Source organism: Roseibium aestuarii, from assembly GCF_008477545.1.
GTDB lineage: Bacteria > Pseudomonadota > Alphaproteobacteria > Rhizobiales > Stappiaceae > Roseibium > Roseibium aestuarii.
In genome coordinates this window covers 217,365-240,105 of the sequence record NZ_VORA01000001.1, presented here as the reverse complement: position 1 = coordinate 240,105, position 22,741 = coordinate 217,365, and the positions used below count along the sequence as shown (strand labels likewise).

20 protein-coding genes, 1 tRNA gene and 1 riboswitch are annotated in these 22,741 nt (G+C 64.0%); of the genes, 10 read left to right on the top strand and 11 right to left on the bottom strand.

From position 1 onward, the window contains the following. Positions 1-4 precede the first annotated feature (4 nt). The 7 genes from nrdE to FR728_RS01080 all read right to left on the bottom strand — a co-directional run bounded on the left by nrdE (position 5) and on the right by FR728_RS01080 (position 7,864). Positions 5-2,152 carry a class 1b ribonucleoside-diphosphate reductase subunit alpha gene (nrdE, locus tag FR728_RS01110; RefSeq protein ID WP_149890819.1) on the bottom strand — a complete coding sequence of 716 codons (2,148 nt, stop codon included), beginning with the start codon at positions 2,150-2,152 and terminating at the stop codon, positions 5-7. Then, complete coding sequence (nrdI, locus tag FR728_RS01105) at positions 2,134-2,538, bottom strand: class Ib ribonucleoside-diphosphate reductase assembly flavoprotein NrdI (RefSeq protein ID WP_149890818.1); 405 nt, start codon at positions 2,536-2,538, stop codon at positions 2,134-2,136. The genes nrdE and nrdI overlap by 19 nt, the downstream gene beginning before the upstream one ends. A gap of 5 nt (positions 2,539-2,543) precedes the next feature. Next, entirely contained in the window at positions 2,544-2,765 is a 222-nt protein-coding gene (gene nrdH, locus FR728_RS01100; RefSeq protein ID WP_149890817.1) for a glutaredoxin-like protein NrdH, read from the bottom strand. A 111-nt stretch (positions 2,766-2,876) separates the two neighbouring features. Further along, positions 2,877-3,124, bottom strand: a riboswitch (cobalamin riboswitch). Positions 3,125-3,481: 357 nt separating this feature from the next. Further along, a tRNA-Arg gene (locus FR728_RS01095) sits at positions 3,482-3,558 on the bottom strand. 251 nt (positions 3,559-3,809) lie between these two features. After that, positions 3,810-5,447, bottom strand: a complete 1,638-nt coding sequence (locus tag FR728_RS01090; protein ID WP_208998607.1) for a sensor histidine kinase — start codon at positions 5,445-5,447, stop codon at positions 3,810-3,812. 216 nt (positions 5,448-5,663) lie between these two features. After that, a complete protein-coding gene (locus FR728_RS01085; RefSeq protein ID WP_149890816.1) occupies positions 5,664-7,067 on the bottom strand; it encodes a dihydrolipoyl dehydrogenase family protein in 1,404 nt (467 codons plus the stop codon). Then, positions 7,064-7,864, bottom strand: coding sequence for a TVP38/TMEM64 family protein (locus tag FR728_RS01080; protein WP_149890815.1), 801 nt, complete (start codon positions 7,862-7,864; stop codon positions 7,064-7,066). Before FR728_RS01080 ends, FR728_RS01085 begins: the two co-directional genes overlap by 4 nt. Positions 7,865-8,292: 428 nt before the next feature. On the opposite strand from FR728_RS01080, the gene rpmH reads away from it, so the two are divergent. From rpmH to FR728_RS01035, 9 genes are all read left to right on the top strand, one after another. Next, positions 8,293-8,427 carry a 50S ribosomal protein L34 gene (gene rpmH / locus FR728_RS01075; RefSeq protein WP_149890814.1) on the top strand — a complete coding sequence of 45 codons (135 nt, stop codon included), beginning with the start codon at positions 8,293-8,295 and terminating at the stop codon, positions 8,425-8,427. A 65-nt stretch (positions 8,428-8,492) separates the two neighbouring features. Further along, complete coding sequence (gene rnpA, locus FR728_RS01070) at positions 8,493-8,894, top strand: ribonuclease P protein component (RefSeq protein ID WP_149890813.1); 402 nt, start codon at positions 8,493-8,495, stop codon at positions 8,892-8,894. 5 nt (positions 8,895-8,899) lie between these two features. Beyond that, on the top strand, positions 8,900-10,714 hold the full coding sequence (gene yidC / locus FR728_RS01065) for a membrane protein insertase YidC (protein WP_149890812.1): 1,815 nt from the start codon (positions 8,900-8,902) through the stop codon (positions 10,712-10,714). Between the two features lie 217 nt (positions 10,715-10,931). Then, a complete protein-coding gene (locus FR728_RS01060; RefSeq protein WP_149890811.1) occupies positions 10,932-11,600 on the top strand; it encodes a CatB-related O-acetyltransferase in 669 nt (222 codons plus the stop codon). A gap of 48 nt (positions 11,601-11,648) precedes the next feature. After that, positions 11,649-12,293: a ribosome biogenesis GTP-binding protein YihA/YsxC gene (gene yihA / locus FR728_RS01055; protein ID WP_149890810.1), complete on the top strand. Its 645-nt coding sequence runs from the start codon at positions 11,649-11,651 to the stop codon at positions 12,291-12,293. A gap of 167 nt (positions 12,294-12,460) precedes the next feature. Beyond that, complete coding sequence (gene argB / locus FR728_RS01050; RefSeq protein WP_149890809.1) at positions 12,461-13,348, top strand: acetylglutamate kinase; 888 nt, start codon at positions 12,461-12,463, stop codon at positions 13,346-13,348. Between the two features lie 19 nt (positions 13,349-13,367). Further along, complete coding sequence (locus tag FR728_RS01045) at positions 13,368-14,111, top strand: pyrimidine 5'-nucleotidase (RefSeq protein ID WP_149890808.1); 744 nt, start codon at positions 13,368-13,370, stop codon at positions 14,109-14,111. Positions 14,112-14,231: 120 nt separating this feature from the next. Further along, positions 14,232-15,101 (top strand): LysR substrate-binding domain-containing protein, encoded by an 870-nt coding sequence (locus FR728_RS01040; RefSeq protein WP_149890807.1) that lies wholly within the window; start codon positions 14,232-14,234, stop codon positions 15,099-15,101. 271 nt (positions 15,102-15,372) lie between these two features. Beyond that, positions 15,373-17,355: a methyl-accepting chemotaxis protein gene (locus tag FR728_RS01035; protein ID WP_188318752.1), complete on the top strand. Its 1,983-nt coding sequence runs from the start codon at positions 15,373-15,375 to the stop codon at positions 17,353-17,355. A 736-nt stretch (positions 17,356-18,091) separates the two neighbouring features. Here the strand turns inward: FR728_RS01035 and FR728_RS01030 are convergent. Beyond that, positions 18,092-19,003 carry a DMT family transporter gene (locus tag FR728_RS01030; protein ID WP_149890805.1) on the bottom strand — a complete coding sequence of 304 codons (912 nt, stop codon included), beginning with the start codon at positions 19,001-19,003 and terminating at the stop codon, positions 18,092-18,094. Positions 19,004-19,214: 211 nt separating this feature from the next. Here FR728_RS01030 and dapD point away from each other — a divergent pair, with 211 nt between their 5' ends. Continuing rightward, positions 19,215-20,063 carry a 2,3,4,5-tetrahydropyridine-2,6-dicarboxylate N-succinyltransferase gene (gene dapD / locus FR728_RS01025; protein WP_149890804.1) on the top strand — a complete coding sequence of 283 codons (849 nt, stop codon included), beginning with the start codon at positions 19,215-19,217 and terminating at the stop codon, positions 20,061-20,063. Between the two features lie 80 nt (positions 20,064-20,143). On the opposite strand, the gene FR728_RS01020 is transcribed toward dapD, so the two are convergent. From FR728_RS01020 to FR728_RS01010, 3 genes are all read right to left on the bottom strand, one after another. After that, positions 20,144-20,737 (bottom strand): hypothetical protein, encoded by a 594-nt coding sequence (locus FR728_RS01020; RefSeq protein ID WP_208998606.1) that lies wholly within the window; start codon positions 20,735-20,737, stop codon positions 20,144-20,146. Positions 20,738-20,741: 4 nt separating this feature from the next. Then, the gene (gene dapE, locus FR728_RS01015) at positions 20,742-21,923 is read right to left on the bottom strand and encodes a succinyl-diaminopimelate desuccinylase (protein ID WP_149890803.1); all 1,182 of its coding nucleotides are present in this window, start codon (positions 21,921-21,923) and stop codon (positions 20,742-20,744) included. Between the two features lie 101 nt (positions 21,924-22,024). Beyond that, on the bottom strand, positions 22,025-22,453 hold the full coding sequence (locus tag FR728_RS01010) for a DUF805 domain-containing protein (protein ID WP_149890802.1): 429 nt from the start codon (positions 22,451-22,453) through the stop codon (positions 22,025-22,027). Positions 22,454-22,741 lie beyond the last annotated feature (288 nt).

Sequence of the window (22,741 nt, the reverse complement as noted above, 5' to 3'; positions counted from 1 at the left end):
AGTCTCACAGCGAGCAGGAAACGCAGCCCTGCACTTCGGTCCCTTCCAGGGCCATCTGGCGCAGACGGATATAGTAGATGGTCTTGATGCCCTTCTTCCAGGCGTAGATCTGCGCCTTGTTCAGGTCACGGGTGGTCGCCGTGTCCTTGAAGAAGAGGGTCAGCGACAGGCCCTGATCGACGTGCTGGGTGGCCGCCGCATAGGTGTCGATGATCTTTTCCGGACCGATCTCGTAGGCATCCTCGTAATAGTCGAGGTTGTCGTTCGACATGTAGGCAGCCGGATAATAGACGCGGCCCAGCTTGCCTTCCTTGCGGATCTCGATCTTGGAAACGATCGGATGGATCGAGGAGGTCGAGTTGTTGATGTAGCTGATGGACCCGGTGGGCGGCACGGCCTGAAGATTGCGGTTGTAGAGGCCATGGGCCATCACGTCCGCCTTCAGGGCTTCCCAGTCGGCGCGGGTCGGGATCGTCACGCCGAACTTCTCGAACAGGGCCTTGACCGTTTCGGTCGCCGGCACCCAGTCGGTCTCGGTGTATTTGTCGAAATAGGTGCCGTCGGCATATTTCGACTTCTCGAAGCCCTTGAAGCTCTGGCCGAGCTCGCGCGCAATGCGATTGGAGGCGCGGACCGCGTGGAACGTCACCGTGTAGAAATACATGTTGGTGAAGTCGACGCCTTCCTCCGAGCCGTAATAGATCCGCTCGCGGGCGAGGAAGCCGTGCAGGTTCATCTGGCCGAGGCCGATGGCATGGCTTTCGTCATTGCCGCGACGCACGGAGGGAACGCTGTCGATGGCGCTCATGGTGGATACGGAGGTCAGCGCCCGCACGGCGGTTTCCACGGTGGCGCCTATGTCGCCCCCGTCCATGGTGCGGGCAATGTTCAGAGAGCCGAGGTTGCAGGAAATGTCCGTGCCCAGGTGGCTGTAGGACAGGTCCTCGTTGAATTCGGACGCCTCGTTCACCTGCAGGATTTCCGAGCAGAGGTTCGACATGTTGATGCGCCCCTCCACCGGGTTGGCCCGGTTGGCGGTGTCCTCGAAGAGGATGTAGGGGTAGCCGCTCTCGAACTGGATCTCGGCGATGATCTGGAAGAAGGTGCGCGCCTTGATCTTCTTCTTGGCGATCCGGCTGTCGTCCACCATCTCGTGATACTTCTCGCTGACCGAGATTTCCGAGAAGGGAACGCCATAGACCTTCTGAACGTCGTGGGGCGAGAAGAGGTACATGTCCTCGTTCTTCTTCGCCAGTTCGAAGGTGATGTCCGGAATGACGACGCCGAGCGACAGGGTCTTGATGCGGATCTTCTCGTCCGCATTCTCGCGCTTGGTGTCGAGGAACTTCAGGATGTCCGGGTGATGGGCGTTCAGATAGACCGCACCGGCCCCCTGGCGGGCGCCCAGCTGGTTGGCATAGGAGAAGCTGTCCTCGAGCAGCTTCATCACCGGGATGACGCCGGAAGACTGGTTCTCGATGCCTTTGATGGGGGCGCCGGATTCACGCAGGTTCGACAGGAGCAGGGCCACGCCGCCGCCGCGCTTGGACAGCTGCAGGGCGGAATTGATGGAGCGGCCGATGGACTCCATGTTGTCTTCGATGCGCAGCAGGAAGCAGGAGATCAGCTCCCCGCGCTGCTTCTTGCCCGCGTTCAGGAAGGTGGGCGTGGCCGGCTGGAAGCGGCCGGAGATGATCTCGTCCATGAGGCGCATGGCGAGGTCTTCGTCGCCGCGGGCCAGGGTCAGCGCCACCATCACCACCCGGTCCTCGAAGCGCTCGAGATAGCGCTTTCCGTCGAAGGTCTTCAGGGTGTAGCTGGTGTAGTACTTGAACGCGCCGAGGAAGGTCGGGAAGCGGAACTTGCGCTTGTAGGAGGCGGCAAAGATCTGCTCGACGAAGGCCGGGTCGTACTGGTCCAGAACTTCCTGCTCGTAGTAGCCCTCGCGCACCAGATAGCCGAGCTTCTCTTCCAGGGAATGGAAGAAGACCGTGTTCTGGTTCACGTGCTGCAGGAAATACTGGCGCGCTGCCTCGCGGTCCGCCTCGAAGCGGATCTGCCCCTTCTCGTCATAGAGATTCAGCAAGGCGTTGAGCGCGTGATAATCGAGGTTCGCGTGGCCCGAGGGCCGCTTCAGGACTGCCGTTTCCAAAATTCTTCCATCCCTTGCTGGATGCGTTTCACGTCGCCATCGGTGCCTGCCAGCTCGAAGCGGTAGAGCACCGGAACCTTGCACTTGGAGGCAATCACCTCGCCGGCATGGGCGTAAAATTCACCGAAATTCCTGTTGCCCGAGGCGATCACGCCCCGCAGGTGAGAGCGGTTGTCCGCATCATTGAGAAAACGGATGACCTGCTTGTGCACAGCGCCCCGGCCCTCACCGTCCGCATAGGTCGGAGTGACGAGCACGAAAGGCTCGCTCACCCGGATCATCGGCTCGTCCGCCTTGATCGGGATCCGATGGGCGGGCAAGCCGAGACGCTCAACAAGACGATGGGTGTTGCCGGACGCGCTGGAAAAATAGACGAGCGCGCCCAAGGCGATCAGCTGAGGGCGCTGATCTTGTCCGGGCGGAAGCCGGACCAATGCTCGTCACCGGCGATGACCACCGGAGCCTGACGGTAACCGAGATCCTGGACGGCCTGAAGGGCTTCGTCGTCCTGGGTCAGATCGACCACGTCGAAGAGAATGCCGCGCTGCTGGAGGGCGCGCGTGGTTGCAGTGCACTGGACGCAGGCGGGCTTGGAGTAGACGGTAACGGCCATGTGAGTTCTTGCACCCCGGAGATCAGTTTTCGAATTTCATTCTGGAGAGCGAAGGACGCATGACGAAACGCCGCGCTGTCGCGCGGGCTGCGCCATCCGGGCCCTCCGCCCTTGGACGATCTGCTCAGGGCAGGTTTCCTGGCTCTCGGCATGAAGCATCCGACCGCCTTCCCGGCACCGCCTTGAAGGGCAGCACCAGTGACATGATTGGTCGAACGCTGAACCGACTACAGTTGCGGGGGCAGCGCCGGAGTTGACCTACCAGATCTGGTACCCAGACCTGTCAGCCGGACCGGCTTCCCTCTTAGCTGGCGACCCAAAAACGCGAGTCGCGGAGCACCCTGAACACAAGATGCAGTATGTTGCTCCGGGCGGATGGGTCAAGGGATTGATCTTGTGGAAGATCGAAAGGAATCGTTTACCTCCTCCCTTTTCCCCGATTTCCCGGCTTTTCCGAGGCCAATTTTTTTTGCCCTCCGGAGGGCTTGCAACCCGTCAAGAGTGAATCCTGACAAGGCTGGTCCGCAAGGGTTGAAGAGGTCGCAGGAGAGAGGTCCTTGAGCGCCCGTCAAGGGTACACCCGGTCCGCCACAGGCAGATGACGGGACCAGATGGGTCTGGCGCCGTGCAGGACATCGGAGCGACGGGCAAACGCAAAAAACGCCGACCAAGGCCAACGTTACAGCGTTTCGTCTCTGATCTTGAGAGGAGAGAAATGGCGCACCGGGGAAGATTCGAACTCCCGACCCCCAGATTCGTAGTCTGGTGCTCTATCCAGCTGAGCTACCGGTGCTTTTGACGCCGAAGACTTGATGCGAACCGTGCCGCCGTCTTCCGTCTCGCTGGAGCGCCGTGGCGGCGTCTCCGTCTGCGATGAGGGGACTTCTACTTGGCTCTTCCGGACTTGGCAAGAGGCCGTTTCAGATTTTTTCGAGCTTTCGTTTTGACGTCGAAAAAACGAGAGATTTCAGCCACTTTTGCCTGTGCAAAACATTTTTCCGGCTTCGGGATAACGTCTGGCCGCCAGCGTCCTTCGCACTTTTCTCAGGCGGAGGCCGAGGCGGGGCGGTCCGGCAGGTGAAGGGTGAAGATGGTGCCGCGGGTCTCCGGCTCCAGGCGGATGTCCCCGCCGTGGGCGCGGACGACTTCCGCCGCAATCACCAGGCCAAGACCCACGCCGCCACTCTTGGCACCCGAATGGAACGGGCGGAACAGGGAGGCGCGCAGGGCGGGCGGAATCCCCGGCCCCGTGTCGGCAACCGTGATGACAACCCCCTGCCCCTCGCGCCGCCCGGACACGCAGATCCGTCGCACGAGGGCGGGTTCGCTGTCCCCCTCAAGCGCCTGAGCGGCATTGCGGCAGAGATTGACCAGCACGCGGAAGAGCTGCTCCGCGTCGGCATCCACCTCCACGTCCCGGTCCACATTGCATTCGAAGGTGATGACCGGATGCTCCGCCAACCCCAGCACGTCCGCCACGTCGTCCACCACCCTTCGCAGGCTGAGAAGGCGTCTGCGCGGGGGCTCCTCCTGGGCCTTGCCATAGGCCATGACCGCCTGGGTGTAGCCGACGGCCCGATCGAGTGTCGCCAGCACCTTGGGCACCAGCCGGCGCACCGTCGGGTCTTCTACATGCTCGAGGCGCTCGGCAAAGAGCTGGGCGGAGGCCAGAAGATTGCGCAGGTCGTGATTGATCTTGGAGACCGCGAGCCCGAGCTCCGCCAGGCGCCGCTTCTGCTGCAGGGCACGCGCGAGCGCCTCCTGCATGACAGCAAGCCGCGCCTGGGCGTCGCCGATCTCGTCGCGCCGGCTGGAGGCCGCAAGCAGGGTCGAGGGATCCTCCGGCGCTTCGGCGAAGCGATCCATGGCGCGGGTCAGCTGTTGCAGCGGGCGAAGGAAGAGCGCACGCAGGCTGATGTAGACCAGCCCGGCGGTGATCACGGAAATGACCAGCGACAGCCCGAGAATGCGCCAGGAGAAGGAGAGCATGTCCCCCTGCAGGACCCGGATCGGGAGGACGATGTCGACACGGCGCACCAGACCCATCTGCCCCTTGCCGACCACGCGGATATAGCCTTCGCCCTGATAGAAGAGGGTTGCGAAGCTCTGGACAATGGCCGTCACCGGGGTGATGGTGCCGATGTCGGCGACCATCTCCACCTCGACCGGAGTGTCGGAGCGGGCAATGAGGCTGCGCCGGCTGCCGAAGTCGAGCGCGATGGCGACAGCACCGGTGGCACGCAGCAATTCATCCTGAAGCCTTGGCGCCAGGGTGTTCGTTTCGCTGAGCACGGCAGCAGCGACGCCCGCCGTGGTGAGCCGGTCCATGAGCCAGTTGTTGCGGAAATTCGCGACCGACGGAACATATATGAAGACTTCCGCCAGCATGACGAAGGCAACGGTGAGCAGGAGCAGCTTGCCGGAGAGCCCGCCGAAGGAATGATGCGGGTCTGGCGCCGGCTCCTGCTCCTTCGGGGTCTCGAGCCGACGCGCGCCTTGACTTCCTGCAGCCTTTGCTGCTTCCGCCGCGCGCTCGACGCTGGCGTCCGCCTGCTGTTCCATGCGGGAGGGGTCCTGCGGAGCCGGAGCCGCAGCACACGCCGGGGACAGATGCGAAACAGCCTCTCCCTCCACCGGTTCGGCGCTGGCGGCCTTTTCGATTCCGACGTCCTGCCTGGTCATGGAGTGGACTGTCCTGTGCTTCTGGCCTGTACTCTTGGCCTGTACTCTTGGCCTCTACTCTGGGCCTGTGCCCCTGGCCCTCTGGCGGGGGGCTGTGCTGGTGGTCCCGCCCTGCTTCACATGCCCGTGTCACGGGTCGGGGCGAAGGAGGAACCGTCAGAGTTGCGCCTTCCTGCCGGAAAGACAAGTCTCGGCTTTCGGCCGCATCCCGCCCCCTCAGCCGAACCGGCGCAGGAAGCGGACGAGGCCACGCACCAGCGGCTTGCGCGGCGCATCGGCATAATAGGAAAGAGCGGCCCGGCGCACCAGCTCGCTCAGGGTGGGATAGGGCGCCACGAAGCCGACGAGGTCGCGCATCTTCATCTTGCTGCTCCACGCCAACGACAGGAGCGCGGCCAGTTCACCGGCCTGCAGACCGACCAGATCGGCCCCGAGCAGGCGCCCTCCACGCCCTGCATAGAGCTTCACCGAACCGGCATCCGCCCCTTCCGCCAGCGCACGATCATTCTCCTCGTAGCGGGCGACGAGAACGCGCACCGCCTCACCATGCCGTCGCCGGCACTCCTCAAGGCTGAAGCCCACGTGAGCGATTTCAGGGCTTGAGTAGGTCACCCAGGGCAGCCCCTCCGGCGCATAGCGCACGGGCAGGCGGAACAGGAGATTGCGCAGGAGAAGGGAGGCCTGGGCTCCGGCCGCATGGGTGAAGCCCGGACCTCCCGTCACATCGCCTATGGCATGGATACGGCGGTTGGTGGTGCGCATGGCACCATCGACGACAATGCCGCGCGCATGGGTCTCGACGCCCGCGGCCGGCAGGTCCAGCGCATCAAAGACAGGACGCCGACCGGTGGCCAACAGCAGATCGGTGCCGCCGACGCGGGACACGTCGCCCCCGGCTTTGCGAAACTCGAGGCTGACGCCGCCACCCTGACGCATGACACGCTGGATCTCCACGTCCTCGAGCACCCGCACGCCTTCGCGGATCAGGGCCTGGCGCACCAGATCCACATGCTGCGGGTCATCGCGGGGCAGCAACCGGTTCCCTTCAAGCAGGGTCACCTTTGATCCGAGACGCCGATGGGCCTGGGCCATTTCAACCCCGATGGACCCGCCGCCGATGATGATGAGATGCTCGCGCGGGATGAGGGGCGAGAACAGGGTCTCGTTGGTAAGGACCTCCACGGTCTCCAGGCCGGGGATCGGCGGAATGCGCGGGGCAGATCCGGTCGCGATCACGAAGCGGCGGGCCCGCACCTGCGTCTCTCCCACCACAAGGGTGCGCGGATCGGCGAAGCGCCCCTCTCCCTTGAGCACGGTCACACCAAGTCCCTCGAATCGCTCGACGGAATCATGGGGGGCGATGGCGGCGATGGTGGCGGCCACATGGTCGGCGGCCTGCTGGAAGGCCTCGCTCATGCGCGCGCGGCCGCGCAGGGACCGGGCAACGGAGAGCATGGCCTTTGAGGGCACGCATCCGGTGTTGAGACAGTCACCGCCCATGGCGCCACGCTCGACGAGCACGACGGGCACGCCGAAGGCGGCGGCGCCCGCCGCAACGGACAGGCCGCCGGAGCCTGCGCCGATCACGCAGATGTCCGGGGTCAGAAGAGGCTGGGTCATGAACGGGTCCGGAGGGTCTGTCTGGAGGATCTTGCCCGCCATTTCTTCACGGCCACGGGCACGAGCGCAAGGGCGCCAAGAGCAAAGAGGGCGGCGAGCAGCCCGGGGGTGACGAGCGCGGAGACATCGATGTTGCAGGATCCGGCAGCCGCGCAGCCAGGGGAGGCCGCCTCTTGCGCCGCGATCAGCCCGCCGAGGCCGGCGCCAAGGATCGCAAAGGCCACGGTGCCGGGAATGATGCCGATCAGGGTCGCCAGCACATAGATGCGCAAGGAGACATGCAACAGGGCCGGCGCCACATTGACGAGCCAGAAGGGAAAGAGCGGCGTGAGCCGCAGAAAGAGAAGATAGCTGAAGGCATCCTCGGCAAAGCCCTTCCGCATCCGGTCCATCAGACCACCCGCGCGGCGACGGAAGATCGCGCCGAAGGACGACCGGGCAATCAGGAAGACCAGGGTGGCTCCGGCTGTTGCGGAGAGAACCGTGATGATGCCGGCCACGGCCCAGCCGAAGAGGAAACCGCCTGCGAGGGTCAGAAGCGATGCACCGGGAAAGGAGAGCGCAACCGACACCACATAGATGAGTGCGTAGAGAAGAAGACCGGCCATCAAATGACCCGCGACGAAGCCGGAGAGCGCCTCGTGATGGCGAATCACGGTCGACAGGCTGAGGTGGTCGCCCAGGCCAGACGCCCAGGCCGCGCCAAGAACCAGCAGAACGACCAGGGGCAGACGCCAGGCCCGGCGGGTGCGGACTGGCGATGTCTGCGGATCGATGCCGGTGTCCGGCTCCTGCATTCCCTGTCTCCTTGCGCTCCCTTGCGGACGCGGGCGCTGATGATCGGCGGCACAGATCGAATCGAGCGCTTGCATAGCCGGCGATCACGGCCAATCGGGGCTCTCGCGGGTATCCGCGACATATGTTCAGTCCGTAATGTATGAGCAAAGCCGGAGCATGAAACGAGAATTCCGCTGGTTTCACCTATATTTGAGGCAGCGTGAAAGCATTCGCCGGCTTCTGCCGAAGGATTCGCGGGAAAAACCGAAATTGCCCGTGGCGTCGTTGACTCATGCGTCTTGCCCGCTTATAAGCGCGCTCGACCGGGACATGCACCTGCAATCCAGCGCCATGAGGCGTGGGCGTTCGAGCTTACGAGCCGGACGGGTGCCTCTTCCAACGACTTTTAAAGAACAAAGGGCCGCGCCCCGGGCGCGGATAAAGAGCAATGAAGCGTACGTATCAGCCGAGCCGTCTTGTCCGCAAGCGCCGTCATGGTTTCCGCGCACGTATGGCCACCAAGAATGGCCGTCAGGTTCTCGCGCGTCGCCGGGCAAAGGGTCGCAAGGTCCTGAGCGCCTAACAGCCTCACGCCCAGCGGTGGTCCAGGCGATGACTGTCTCACATTCACAGCCGACACCTCCGCACATGGACACACTTAAAAAGCGCTCCGAGTTCCTCGCCGTCGCCAAAGGTGGCCGCGTGGGCCGGCGCGCTTTTGTGTTACAGGGACTGCAACGCGAGGCGGAAACCCCCTCGCGTGTGGGCTACACGGTCACCAAGAAGACCGGCAATTCGGTCGTGCGCAGCCGCATCAAGCGTCGCCTGCGTGCCGCCGTGCGCGCCCTCGATCCGGCGGATGTGCCGCCGCGCGCCGACTTTGTTCTCGTCGGCCGGGAAGCAGCCCTCTCCCATCCTTTTGAAAATCTGGTATCCGATCTCAGGACCGGTCTCAGGCAGGTGCTTGATCCCAAGGCCTCGCAAGGCGGCAGAAGACCGCAGCGACAGGGCCGCGGGGCAAAACCGGCACCGGGCAGAAAACAGGGGTAATCCAGTTGTTCTCAGAAAATCGAAATACGATTCTGGCAATCGTTCTTTCCCTGGCGGTCCTGCTTGGCTGGCAATTCTTCGTCGCCAAGCCGCAGCTCGAAAAGCAGCAGGCGGAACTCGCCGCCCAGCAGGAGGCAGCCCAGACCGCCGCCGCCGAGGCCGCCGCCACTCCGGGCGCTGCCCCGCAGGCCGGCGCTCCGGCAGCCACGCCCACCGCTGGCGCTCCCGTGGCGGCTGTCACCCGTGACGCCGCCCTCGGTCAGAGTGCCCGCGTGAAGGTGGAAACGCCCCGTCTGACCGGTTCGCTCAACCTGACTGGCGCGCGCATCGACGACCTGCGCCTGAAGGACTATCGCCAGACCGTCGAGGACAACAGCCCGACCGTCGAGCTGCTGTCCCCGAAGGGCAGCGCTGCTCCCTATTTCGTCGACTATGGCTGGGTGCCGGAAGCCGGCGCGACCGTGACGCTGCCCTCCGCCACCACCGTCTGGTCGATTGACGGCAATGACACGCTGACCCCGACCTCGCCGGTCACGCTCACCTGGGACAACGGCGAAGGCCTGGTCTTCAAGCGCAGCTTCTCCGTGGACGAGAACTACATGTTCTCCGTGACCCAGACGGTCGAGAACGGCACCGGGCAGGCGCTGACGCTCTATCCCTATGGCATGATCGTCCGCACCGGCGAACCGAACCACCAGAGCTTCTACATCCTGCATGAGGGCCTCATCGGCTACTTCGGCGACAAGGGTCTTCAGGAAGTCGACTATTCGGACCTGCGCGAAGAGCTGAAGGTGCCGGTGGCGGAGAGCAACCAGGGCTGGATCGGCATCACCGACAAGTACTGGGCGACGACGCTGATCCCGACCCCGGGCACCAGCTTCACGCCGACCTTCGGCTACAATGCCTCCACCGACAATTTCCAGGCCGATTTCCTCGGCGAGGCCGTGACCATTGCCGCTGGGGCTTCCGGTGAAGCCAAGTCCCACGTGTTTGCAGGTGCCAAGGAAACCAAGCTCCTCAACGCCTACAAGGACAACCTCGGCATCTCGAACTTCGAGCTGCTGATCGACTGGGGCTGGTTCTACTTCCTGACCAAGCCGATGTTCTACGCCATCGACTTCCTCTACCACCTGGTGGGGAACTTCGGCGTCGCCATCCTGCTGGTGACCGTGGTCGTCAAGGCGATCTTCTTCCCGCTGGCCAACAAGTCCTACGTTTCCATGAGCAAGATGAAGCTCGTGCAGCCGCAGATGGCCGCGATCAAGGAACGCTATCCGGACGACCGGCAGAAGCAGCAGCAGGAGCTCATGGAGCTCTACAAGAAGGAAAAGATCAATCCGCTGGCCGGCTGCCTTCCGGTGCTGATCCAGATCCCGGTGTTCTTCTCCCTCTATAAGGTGCTGTTCGTCACCATCGAAATGCGGCACGCGCCGTTCTTCGGCTGGATCCACGATCTGTCCGCTCCGGACCCCACCACAGTCTTCAACCTCTTCGGCCTGATCCCTTGGGATCCGCCGCAGATGCTGATGCTCGGTGTCTGGCCGCTGATCATGGGTGTCACCATGTTCCTGCAGATGAAGATGAACCCGACTCCGCCGGACCCGGCGCAGCAGATGATCTTCACCTGGATGCCGGTGCTCTTCACCTTCATGCTGGCCTCGTTCCCGGCGGGTCTGGTGATCTACTGGGCCTGGAACAACAGCCTGTCGATCACCCAGCAGTATCTGATCATGCGCCGTCAGGGTGTGAAGATCGAACTGTGGGACAACCTTCGGACCACGTTCCGACGCAAGAAGGGCGACGAAGCCTCAAAGGGCTGACGCCCGCGCCGCATCGTGCTAGTGATCAGGGGCTCCGGATTTCCGGGGCCCCTTTTCCTTTTCAAGCGATTGTTCCCGGAGGCCGCCGGCCGATGATTTCCTGACCGTCCGATCCGTCCCGAGATGCAGCAAGGAGAGGACCGCCCGCCGCGGACCTCCCGCTTCGCGCAGCCGCCGTCTCGCCCGATCCCAGACCGTCAGACACAGGACATCCGCCATGCAAGGCCCCTCCCCCGAAGCGATCCATCCCTTTCCCTCCGCCGCACCGGGCGACAATCACCACACCGTCTTCATCCGCAACGTGATTTCCGGACCGAACATCGAGGCCGGAGACTACAGCTACTACAATGACCCGGAGGGGGCGGACCGCTTCCAGGAGAGATGTGTCCGCTATCACTTCGACTTCCTGGGGGACCGGCTGGTCATCGGCCGGTTCTGTGCCATCGCCACCGGCGTGCAGTTCATCATGAACGGTGCGAACCATCTGATGAGCGGGATCTCGACCTATCCGTTCCAGATCTTCGGCCAGGGCTGGGAGGAAGGCTTCGATCCTTCTGTCTATCGCGCGGCCTCGCGCGGGGACACGGTCATCGGCCACGATGTGTGGATCGGCACCGACGCCACGATCCTGCCCGGCGTCACCATCGGGTCGGGGGCGATCATCGGCGCCAAGGCCGTGGTGGGCAGCGATGTCCCGCCGTATGCGATCGTTGTCGGCAATCCGGCCCGCGTCATTCGCCTGCGCTTCGATGACAAGACCATCGAACGCCTGCTGGAGATTGCCTGGTGGGACTGGCCGATCGAAAAGATTTCGCAGCATCGTGATGCTATCAGATCCGGAACCCTCGCCGACCTCGAACTGGCAAGCGACGCGCGGGAGACCTGACCGGTTTTCCCGCTCGACGGAAGGCCAAGAGACCGCTAGAAGGCCCATATGAGCGACCAAGACGAATTTTTCACCGAAGAGCTGCTGGAAACCGGCCGGCTGATGTTTGCCAAGCGCTGGGACTTCCAGACGAGCGTCACCGACATGCGCCAGCTGCCGGATATCGGCGGCACGGAGATCGCCTTCGCCGGGCGGTCGAACGTGGGCAAGTCCAGCCTGATCAACGCGCTGACCGGGCGCACCGGACTGGCACGGACCTCGTCCACCCCGGGCCGCACCCAGATGCTGAACTTCTTTTCGGCCGAAGACACGCCGGTCACCATCGTCGACATGCCCGGCTATGGCTATGCCCAGGCGCCGAAGGAAATGGTCGATGCCTGGACCAAGCTTGTCTTCTCCTATCTGCGCGGCCGGCCGACGCTGCGCCGGGTGTTCGTGCTGATCGACAGCCGCCACGGCATCAAGGCCAATGACAAGGAAGCGATGGACCTGCTCGACAAGGCGGCTGTCAGCTACCAGGTGGTGCTGACCAAGGCCGACAAGATCAAGCCGGGCCAGCTGGAACGTCTGGAAGCCGAGACCCTGGAGCTTCTGCGCAAGCGTGTTGCCGCCTTCCCGCGGATCATCTCCACGTCTTCCGAGAAGAACAAGGGCCTGGATCTGCTGCGCGCCGAAATCGCCAGCCTCGCCTGAGGCCGGCCCTGCCCGCGACCGGCGGCACTGCCCCTTCCCCGGGGTGTGCCCGGTCCTCGCGGAACAGATTGCAGACTGGGGCATTTTCCCCTCAGCAATTGAGATCGTCCGCGAAACCCGCTATCAAATCAGTCCCGTTTCACTCCTGAGCCGAGTACCAGCACCCCATGACCACTCCGGAACAGCCCAGCCGCGCCCATATCATCGCCCAGGCCCTGCCCTACATGCAGCGCTATGACGGGCGCACCGTGGTCGTGAAATACGGCGGCCACGCCATGGGTGACACGGATCTGTCCAAGGCCTTTGCCCGCGACATCACCCTGCTGCGCCAGTCGGGCGTCCAGCCGGTGGTGGTGCATGGCGGCGGTCCGCAGATCGGCAAGATGCTGACCCGTCTGGGCATCGTCAGCGAGTTCCAGGGCGGTCTGCGCGTCACTGACAAGGCAACCGTCGAAGTGGTCGAGATGGTTCTGGCCGGCTCCATCAACAAGGAGATCGTCCAGGCGATCAACGCCGAGGGCGGACGCGCCGTGGGCCTGTGCGGCAAGGACGGCAACATGGTGACCGCAGAAAAGCTGCGCCGCACCGTGGTCGATCCCAACAGCAACATCGAGAAGATCCTCGACCTGGGCTTCGTCGGCGAACCGGCCGACGTGAACCCGACGGTGCTGAAGCTGGTGCTCAAGGAAGACCTGATCCCCGTGGTGGCCCCGGTGGCCCCCGGCGCGGACGGCGAGACCTACAACGTCAACGCGGACACCTTCGCGGGCGCCGTTGCCGGTGCGCTGAACGCCAAGCGGCTGCTCTTCCTCACGGACGTTCCGGGCGTGCTCGACAAGGACGGCAACCTGATCAAGCAGCTGACGGTGGCCAAGGCGCATGAATTGATTGCCGATGGCACCATCTCCGGCGGCATGATCCCGAAGGTGGAAACCTGCATCGAGGCCCTGGAACAGGGCGTCGAGGGCGTGGTCATCCTGAACGGCAAGGTGCCGCACGCGGTGCTGCTCGAGCTGTTCACCGATGGCGGTGCCGGCACCCTGATCCGTCCCTGAGAAAGAGCGCGAGTCCCGATTGAGCGATCCGATCCACACCCAAGGCGAAGGCCGGCACGCGCACAGTCAGGACCTGCGCGTGTTCCATGGCGTGGAGGCCTGGGTCTTCGACCTGGACAATACGCTCTATCCGGCGCACAGCGACGTGTTCCCCCAGATCAATGACCGGATCGCCTCTTATGTGGCGGACCTGCTGAAGATCGACCGGGAGAGCGCCCTCAAGCAGCAAAAGGCCTACTATCATCAGTATGGCACGACGCTGCGGGGCCTGATGACCGAGCGCGACATCGACCCGGATCACTTCCTCGCCTATGTCCACGACATCGACTATTCGGGCGTCGCTCCGAACCCGGATCTGGGCGCCGCAATCGAAGCCCTGCCGGGGAAGAAATACATCTTCACCAATGGCGACCGGCCACATGCGGAACGCACCGCGGCCGCCCTTGGCATCACCGACCATTTCGAGGACATCTTCGATATCGTCGCAGCCGATCTGCTGCCCAAGCCCGGCCGCGAGGCCTATGACAAGTTCCTCGCCCGAACCGGCGTCTCGCCGGTCCGCGCCGCCATGTTCGAGGATCTGTCCAAGAACCTGACCGTGCCCCACGAGCTGGGCATGCGGACGGTGCTGATCGTGCCGGAAGGCAGCCGCGTCATCTTCGAAGGCGACTGGGATCTGGAGAAGGATACCGCCCCGGAAGTCGACTTCGTGACCGACGATCTCGCCGGCTTCCTGCGCGCGGTGCGCGGCAGCCTCGACTGAGCCATTTCCCTTGCCCAGAAAGCGGTGACCTTTCCGGCCCCCTTGCCGGAAAGCGCGTGACAGGATCGCGCGTGGCTTCGTATATTGAGTTTAGCTCAAAGACCACGTGAGAAATCCGAAATGGCGTCCCTGCGCGCGCTGCATGCCTTTGCCCTTCTGGCCCGCCATGGCCGCGCGTCCCAGGCCGCCGATATTCTCGGCGTCTCGCCCTCCGCCCTGTCCCATCTCATGCGCAAGCTGGAAAGCGAGCTGGGCGCGACGCTGGTGCTGCGCGACGGGCGGGGCCTGAGCCTCACGGAAGAAGGCCAGCGCCTGGCACTGGGGATCGGCGATGCCTTCGAGCGCATCGACGAGGCAGTCGACAGTTTCCGCCGCCGCGGACGGACGGAGCTGCGGATCTCGACCGTTTCCACCTTCGCCACCCGCTGGCTCATCCCGCGCCTGCCGAAGTTCCAGGCCCTGCAGCCGGACGTAGAGATCCTGCTGTCGACCTCCACCCGGGTGGTCGATCTCGACCGGGAGAACTTCGACTGCGCCATCCGTCTCGGCCGGGGTCACTGGCCCAGCGTGGACGGCGAGCTTCTGTGGCAGGAACATCTGGCCGTGGCCTTCTCGCCCAGCCTCATGTCGCCGAACACGCCTCTCACGGCGGAAACGCTCAAGAGCCTGCGGCTGCTTCATTCGGCAGCACGACGCAATGACTGGCCGTCCTGGCTGGCCTTTGCCGGCCTGTCCCATGCGGAGGCCACCTCGGGCACGCTGCTGGAGACCCGCGACCTTGCCATTCAGGCGGCGATCGCCGGCATGGGAGCCATCGTCATCGACCGGCGCTTCGTTGCCGGCGAAGTGGCGGCCGGCCATCTGGTGCTGCCTGACTGGCCCGTGCAGGATCTGGAGACCGGCTACTGGTTCGTCCGCACCCCAGCGCGCCCTCTGACGCGTCCGGTCGCGGCCTTCAAGGCCTGGCTTCTGGACATGGCCCGTTCCTGACGCCGACGCCTTAACCATAATCAATCCAGCATGCGAATATAACCGACGCTCATTCGAACATTCGCGAAGCCTGAAAATGACGCTCAGGCATCCTCTGGCACCTCTCGCAGGCACGCGCTCCCGGAGGTGCAAGAGGCGGTTCATTTTCGAGACATGACTGTCTCAAGGCGCTGTTTCCCCACACTCTTGCGCCTGCAATGCACGGTGTCATTAGCAATTTTTTCACGCCCCCGACGCGAGTATGCGAGCAATTGGAAGGGGGGCGCATTCTATGACCGCCGCGAAACATTCGAAAACCGAAACGACATCTGCCTTCGCCCGGGACATCTCGGGCTTTCTTAATTCCGGCGCCATCCGGCATGAGGAGGTCGTTCAGGTCTGGCCGCTCCTCGAAGAGGCGCTGCCTGGCGTTCTGGAGAACTTCTACAAGGGCATCCTCGCCACGCCCTATCTGGCTGCCAAGATGGGCGACAAGGCGAAGGACACCTCTGGCCTCGTGAAGGCTCAGACCGCCCACTGGAAGCACATCTTCACCCATGAACCGGACCTGGAGTTCGAGAGCCAGGCTGCCAAGATCGGCGCCGCCCATGTGCGCATCGGCTTGACGGGGCCGTGGCTCATGGCTGCCTTCGGTCGCCTGATCTCCGATGCGATCCCGCAGATCGTGAAGGCCAACCGGCTTTCGCCGAAGCGCGCAACCCGCCTGCTGCAGGCCATGGTCAACCGGTTCTTCCTCGACATGATCCTGGCTCAGCGCGCCTTCGAGGAAGGCATGATGCTGAACCAGAAGAATGCGGAAGAGGCGGAAAAGAACCTCTCAAGCCTGCGCAACATTGCCGACACGGTCTGCGAGATCAACGAGCTGTCCATGGCCATGGCCATCCTGAGCCGCAACAGCCGGGACGCCAACCAGAACAGCCAGGCCATTTCCGCCGCTGCGGAAGAGCTGGTGCGCTCCATTCAGGAGATCTCCCAGAACAGCGAGGAAGCCAACCGGGAGGCCTCGGCCACCAACGAGGCAACTCGCGAAGGGCTGGACCGAATGGCCGCCGTGTCCGGCGCCATCGAGGAAATCGCCAGCACCTCGTCGCTGACCTCCGAGAGCCTGCAGGAACTGCACGAAGCCTCCGGCCAGATCGGCGAATTCCTCGCGGTGATCGAATCCATCGCCAACCAGACCAACCTGCTGGCCCTGAATGCGACCATCGAGGCCGCACGCGCCGGTGAAGCGGGCAAGGGCTTTGCGGTCGTTGCGGCGGAAGTGAAGTCGCTGGCCACCCAGACCGCCAAGGCGACGGAAGACATCTCCCGCCGCATCGAGGCGCTGCAGGCCGGCATGACCACGATCCAGAACGCGATCACCAGCTCCCATACCGCTGTTGGCAAGGGTCAGGATGCAATGCTGGCGGCCAACACGCTGATGCAGTCCATCGGCGGCCAGATCTCCACCGTGACCGAGCGCATCACCGACATCTCGTCCATCCTGTACCAGCAGAAGGACACCAGCCAGGAAATCGCGCGCAGCATTTCGCAGGTTGCGGAGATGGCCCATGACAATGACGACCGTCTGGCCACGATGAACCGGACGCTGCAGTCCTCCAACGACAGCTTCTCCGAAAACGCCTCGCGCTGGTTCTCTCCGGATTCCACCCGGTCCATTTGCGAAATGGCCAAGATCGACCATGTGCTGTTTAAGAAGCGGGTGGTGGATACCATCACCGGTCGCGGCGACTGGCGGGCCAATGACGTACCGAACCATCACGGCTGCCGGCTGGGCAAGTGGTACGACAGCATCCAAAACGCCGAGATCCGGGCGCATTCCAGCTTCCGTGCGATGGAAAAGCCGCATCAGCAGGTGCATGAGCTGGCGCGCAAGGCCCTGCAGGCGCACGAAGCCAACGACATGGTCAACGCATTCCAGATCCTTTCCGAGCTGGAAAGCGCAAGCCAGGCGGTGATCAGTTCGCTGAACGCCTTCAGCAAGGCGCTCGACGGCGAGCTTGCCAGTGCCGACAAGCGCGGGTTCGCCCGTCAGGCGGGTGATGGCAAGGCGCGGGTCGAAGGCCAGAATGGCGCGCGCGACCTGGAAGTGACCGACGTGTCGCGCACCGGGATCGGCCTCAAGGGCGTGACCCGTTCGGATGTGGGCAAGGCCATGCAGATCGACTACGCCGGCAAGCGGCATATCGGTGAAGCGGTCTGGTCCGACGGTCAGTCGGGCGGCGTGCGGTTCCTGTCCTCGCGCGAAGACTGACGGATCACCAACGTCGGATCATGAAGACAAGGGCAGAGGCTGAAAGGCCCCTGCCCTTTTGCTTGCGCCCTCAGACTGTCATGCTCGGCCTGTCCCGAGCATCCGGTCGGCCCGCGAGACACCATCAGGCTGGAATCCCGGCAAAAGACCAAGAATGACAACGGCGGGCCAGAGCATCTGTGTCGGCGCTCAGAAGACGGAGGCTGCGAGGCTTCTGCCCGTCAACCTGCTGAAAACAGGTGAGTCCGAAAGGCGTCATCAACTCTGTTTTCTTGAAGTCGTCTCTGATCCCGGCGCTGAAGAGGGTAAGGGCGCCATGGTCGGCTTGTGGAGCACCCCATTGCTCCCTCACGAAAAGGCACGGCGCCATTTACCTCTCCCGGGATCGGTGAGAGGTAACGTCCGCCTCTTGTTCCGCAAGACAGTGCACCAAACGATTTGACTTCGTCATCCCGGGCAAGCGACAGCGCGACCCGGGATCGGTGAGCCACGGAACCCGCTTTTTCCGGCGCCCCCTCTAACCTCTTGGCTCACCGGCCCCGGATCTTCACGCTTTGCCTTCGTCCGGGGTGACGATGGTGGGGGTGGTGTCTGTCCGGTCGAAGGGTCACAAGACGCTGACCTGCGCAGGGACAGCAAAACGGGAAGCATGCCGCACGCTGCGTGCCCCTGCGATAGCGCCTCTGTTCGCGCACGCCGGCCCCTCCTTCGTCATGACGAAGGAAAGCCTCCCTGCCTAACGTGGCAGCAGGATGATCAGCAGGACGCTGCCCAGGATCATCAGGCAGCCGAGCAGATCGCGCGGGCCGAGCCTTTCGCGGAAGACGAGAACCGAGACGGCGAAGGTGAAGAGCAGTTCCACCTGACCGAGCGCGCGCACATAGGCCACCTGCTGCAGGGACATGGCTGTGAACCAGCCCATGGAGCCGCTGACACCGGCCAGTCCGACCAGTGTGGCCGCGCGCCATTGCCGGGCCGTCGCGCGCAACTGCTCCGGCCGGAATCGCACCATCCAGAGACCCATGGCAAGGCTCTGCAGGGCCGTCACGGCCACAAGCGCGAGGGCTGCCTGCAAGAGGAATGGCACGCCCTCGAGCGAGAGACAGGCCACCCGGTAACAGGCGGCCGATCCCCCGAAGAGCGCGGCCGCACCAATGCCCCAGAAGGCGGGCTTTCCGACGCGCTGCCACCACCCCTCGCGCTCAGAGCTGGGCTTGCCCTTGCCAAGGCTGATGGCCGCGACACCGGCCACCCCGATCAGGATCGCCCCGCTCATGGCCCAGGTCACGCGTTCGCCCAGCAGGACGAGGCCGAACACGGCGGCGAGGATCGGCTCGGTCTTGGAATAGGCGGTTGCCACGGCGAAGTTGCGCAGGGTGAAGAGGCGCAGCAGCAGGAAGGTCGCCGCAATCTGGGCGCCACCGCCCAGGGGCACCGCCCAGAGGAAATCGGCGCCCACGTCTGGCCAATCCGGCCGAAGCACGAGCCAGAGGACCGCGCAATAGAGCACGGCAAACGGCAGACCGAAGCCGAAGCGGATGAAGGTCGCCGCCTCCGCACCGATGCCGCCGGTGAGATGCCGCTGAAGGGCCGACCGCAGGTTCTGGCAGAAGGCGGCAAAAATCGTGATGGGAATCCACAGTTCCACTTGAGCCAACCTCAGGGTTCGGAAACGGGGCAAGGAGCGCAATCTATCCTGTTCATCGAACAGAAGCCGCAATTCCGAGTTCAAGGACTGTTGAGAAACGCTGAAGTCTTTCACTCGTCTGCGGGTGGTGCTTCTCCTTGACATCGGCGCCGACCACGGCTTAGGTCCGCCCACCTGTTCCTTTCACCTGCGCATGAGACAAGGCATCCCGATGACCATTGATTTCGCCGGTCTTGAGAAGACCATCGACGCGGCTTTCGAAGATCGCGCCAACATTGACGTCCACACCACCGGGGACGTTCGCGACGCGGTCAACAAGACCCTCAATCTGCTCGATCGCGGCCAGCTGCGCGTGGCCGAAAAGAAGGATGGCGACTGGGTGGTGAACCAGTGGGCCAAGAAGGCCGTCCTGCTGTCCTTCCGCCTCAACGCGATGGAAGTGATCAAGGGTGGTCCGGGCGATGCGACCTGGTGGGACAAGGTGCCCTCCAAGTTCGACGGCTGGCGTGGCGTCGATTTCGAGGAAGCCGGCTTCCGTGCGGTGCCGAACTGCACCGTGCGCCGCTCCGCCTTCATCGGCAAGGGCGTGGTCCTGATGCCGTCCTTCGTCAACCTGGGCGCCTATGTGGATGAAGGCACCATGGTCGACACCTGGGCCACCGTCGGCTCCTGTGCCCAGATCGGCAAGAACGTGCACCTGTCGGGCGGCGTCGGCATCGGCGGCGTTCTGGAGCCCCTGCAGGCCGGCCCGGTCATCATCGAGGACAACTGCTTCATCGGCGCCCGTTCGGAAGTCGTCGAAGGCGTGATCGTCCGCGAAGGCGCCGTGCTGTCCATGGGTGTCTTCATCGGCGCATCCACCAAGATCATCGACCGCAACACCGGTGAAGTCTTCATCGGCGAGGTGCCGGCCTATTCCGTTGTGGTTCCGGGCAACATGCCGGGCAAGCCGCTGCCGGACGGCACGCCGGGCCCGAGCCTCTACTGCGCCGTCATCGTGAAGCGCGTGGACGCCCAGACCCGCTCCAAGACCGCGATCAACGAACTGCTGCGCGACTGATCCGAGCATCTTGCGCGCAAGCTGAGAAAGCCGCCCTTCGGGGCGGCTTTCGTGTTTTCAGGCCGAGGCAGACGGCAAGCTCAGAGCTGGAAGAGGCGCGCCATCACCTCGCCGATGACGAGGGACAGGGCCGTGTCGAGGATGACCAGCCCGATGGCAACGGAAACGCTGACCTGCGCCACATGGCGGGCGATGCGGAACTGGAACCAGAGCATCACCGGAATGATGCTCAGGGTGACCAGCACCAAAAAGCCCGAGGGAATGATCCCGAGCAGATAGGCAAGGCTCGCCACCGCATAGGGCAGACTGATCAGCAGCGCGGACCAGTTGCGCACGATGATGAAGGGCACATAGGTCCGGCCAATGCCAATCCAGCCGGCCAGCGCGGCGAGGAGAAGAGGCAGCGTCAGCCATTCCACGATCAGGCCGGCGCTTCGCGTCAGCCAGAAAGTGCCGAGGGGCAGCGCCTCGACCGGTAACTCGCTCTCCGCGATCATCAGCTGCCACTGGGCCTGACCGGACACGACGAAGAACGGCAGCAGCAGCCCCAGCACGAGGAAGGACCGCCAGAAGCCGGGCAGCGAGACGTCGAAGTGGCGGATGCCCTCGGGACGATTGCAGAACAGCAACCAGCTGCCCTTCACTGCCTCGCGGATTTCCATGCCACTGATCATTGCCTCAGCCCTGTACGGATGCTGCGAAATAGCTCTCGAGGAACCGCTCGTAGATGGCGGCGAGCCGATCGAGATCCGCCACTGGCGTGCACTCGTCGACCTTGTGCATGGTCTGACCGACCAGCCCGAATTCCACCACCGGACAGTAGTTCTTGATGAAGCGGGCGTCAGAGGTGCCGCCGCCTGTGGAGAGCTCGGGCGTGCGGCCGGTTTCCGCCTCGATGGCCTTGCCGAGGGCCGCGATCAGGGCCTCGTCGCGGGTGAGGAAGCTGTCGCTGCCATCGCGGCGGAACGAGATGTTCCACTTCAGATCCGGGCCAGCGGCCTGGGTCAGCACCTGGGTGATGCGGTCGCGCAGGGTCTCCTGGCTCCAGCTGTCGTTGAAGCGCACGTTGAAGCGGGCTTCCGCCCGGGCCGGGATCACGTTGAAGGCCGGGTTGCCCACGTCGAAGGTCACGATCTCCAGATTGGTCGGCTGGAAGCGCTCGTTGCCCTCGTCGAAGACCACGTCATTCAGAGCGGTCATCAGGCGCATCAGGCCCGGGATCGGATTGTCGGCCAGATGCGGATAGGCCGCATGACCCTGCACGCCTTCCACGCTGACCACGCCGGAGAGCGACCCGCGACGGCCGACCTTGATGGCATCACCGAGAGCGTCCGGGTTGGTCGGCTCACCAACGATGCAGGCATCGAAGCGATGACCGCGCTCGGCCGCCCAGGCCAGAAGCTTGTCCGTGCCATTCACCGCCGGGCCTTCCTCGTCCCCGGTGATCAGGAAGGACAGGGTGCCGGTGAAGGCGTCGCCCGCCTTGTCGAGGAAGGACAGGGCAGCGGCGGCAAAGGCAGCGATCCCGCCCTTCATGTCCACCGCGCCGCGACCGAAGAGAATGCCGTCGGCGATCTCCCCGGCGAAGGGCCCGTGGCTCCAGTCCGCTTCCCGTCCGGCCGGCACCACATCCGTATGACCGGCAAAGACGAAATGCGGCGCGCCGCTGCCGATGGTGGCGAACAGGTTCTCCACGTCCGGCGTGTCCGCATCCTTGAAGACCGGGCGGTCGACGGTGAAGCCGCGTGCCTTGAGCAGGGTCTCGAGGAAGGCAAGGGCTCCGCCTTCTTCCGGCGTCACGGAGGGGCAGCGGATCAGGTCACGGGCGATGGAAACGGCGGGGGAAAGCGACTGGGACATGGGATCTCGGACTGGTCGGACACTGGAGCGTGACTGGGACGCAAGGGGGGCGCGGGGGACGCGCCGGTTGAGGGGCAGGAGACGGCGTCGCGGCGCAGGCGTCAAGCCTTGCCGCGATAATAGCTGTCTGGGAAGGGACCATATCGGTTGGGGCCGCGAGCACTGGGGAAGAGCCCGAGCAGGATAACGGCGAGGACATTGACCACCGGCACGAAGATCAGAGCCGCGGCAAAGCCGGGCATGCCCATGTCCTGGCAGCGCTTGATCACCAGCGCCAGCTCCAGCCACTGGAGCACCAGGAACAGGATGGGGAAGAGCGGATTGGATTCCATGAAGCTGGCGATGTCGAGCCCCAGCAGGTCCTCTTCCGGCGGCACGGAATTCAGCCACATGTTCACGGCCAGGCCGACGATCGCCCAGATGAGAAGGAAGCCCAGCCAGTAGACCTTTCTGGAGACCCGCCCGAAGGGACTGGCAAAGAGCCAGAACAGGCCGGGGGTCGCGTTGATCTCGACAGGGGTCTTGGACATGAGCTGCGGTCACCGGGTTCGGAATGTTGCGGTCTGGAGGTAGTCCCTGCCGCCCGGCGGATCAAGCCCCGATTGGGCAAGGGTCTGCGGCACGGGTACGCCGGCTCCAGCCGCGGCCGACGTCTTGCCTTGCCGCCTTCCGAAGGACACCTGCCACAGACCGTCTCACGGGGCTGAAGCATCGACGAAACTCCACTAGCGGAAGTGGTCGGATCGGGTCATGATGACGCAAGGTTTCTCCGCACAGGAGGCCCGAGGGGCGCATTCCCCGAGGGGCGGAGGACTTGA

Coding starts and splice junctions, on each gene's coding strand:
- yihA (WP_149890810.1), top strand. CDS start 11,649: ATGAGCGACCAAGACGAATTTTTCACCGAAGAGCTGCTGGAAACCGGC.
- rpmH (WP_149890814.1), top strand. CDS start 8,293: ATGAAGCGTACGTATCAGCCGAGCCGTCTTGTCCGCAAGCGCCGTCAT.
- FR728_RS01040 (WP_149890807.1), top strand. CDS start 14,232: ATGGCGTCCCTGCGCGCGCTGCATGCCTTTGCCCTTCTGGCCCGCCAT.
- FR728_RS01060 (WP_149890811.1), top strand. CDS start 10,932: ATGCAAGGCCCCTCCCCCGAAGCGATCCATCCCTTTCCCTCCGCCGCA.
- FR728_RS01080 (WP_149890815.1), bottom strand. CDS start 7,864: ATGCAGGAGCCGGACACCGGCATCGATCCGCAGACATCGCCAGTCCGC.
- nrdH (WP_149890817.1), bottom strand. CDS start 2,765: ATGGCCGTTACCGTCTACTCCAAGCCCGCCTGCGTCCAGTGCACTGCA.
- dapE (WP_149890803.1), bottom strand. CDS start 21,923: ATGTCCCAGTCGCTTTCCCCCGCCGTTTCCATCGCCCGTGACCTGATC.
- rnpA (WP_149890813.1), top strand. CDS start 8,493: ATGGACACACTTAAAAAGCGCTCCGAGTTCCTCGCCGTCGCCAAAGGT.
- FR728_RS01020 (WP_208998606.1), bottom strand. CDS start 20,737: ATGATCAGTGGCATGGAAATCCGCGAGGCAGTGAAGGGCAGCTGGTTG.
- argB (WP_149890809.1), top strand. CDS start 12,461: ATGACCACTCCGGAACAGCCCAGCCGCGCCCATATCATCGCCCAGGCC.
- FR728_RS01010 (WP_149890802.1), bottom strand. CDS start 22,453: ATGTCCAAGACCCCTGTCGAGATCAACGCGACCCCCGGCCTGTTCTGG.
- dapD (WP_149890804.1), top strand. CDS start 19,215: ATGACCATTGATTTCGCCGGTCTTGAGAAGACCATCGACGCGGCTTTC.
- FR728_RS01085 (WP_149890816.1), bottom strand. CDS start 7,067: ATGACCCAGCCTCTTCTGACCCCGGACATCTGCGTGATCGGCGCAGGC.
- FR728_RS01090 (WP_208998607.1), bottom strand. CDS start 5,447: ATGACCAGGCAGGACGTCGGAATCGAAAAGGCCGCCAGCGCCGAACCG.
- FR728_RS01035 (WP_188318752.1), top strand. CDS start 15,373: ATGACCGCCGCGAAACATTCGAAAACCGAAACGACATCTGCCTTCGCC.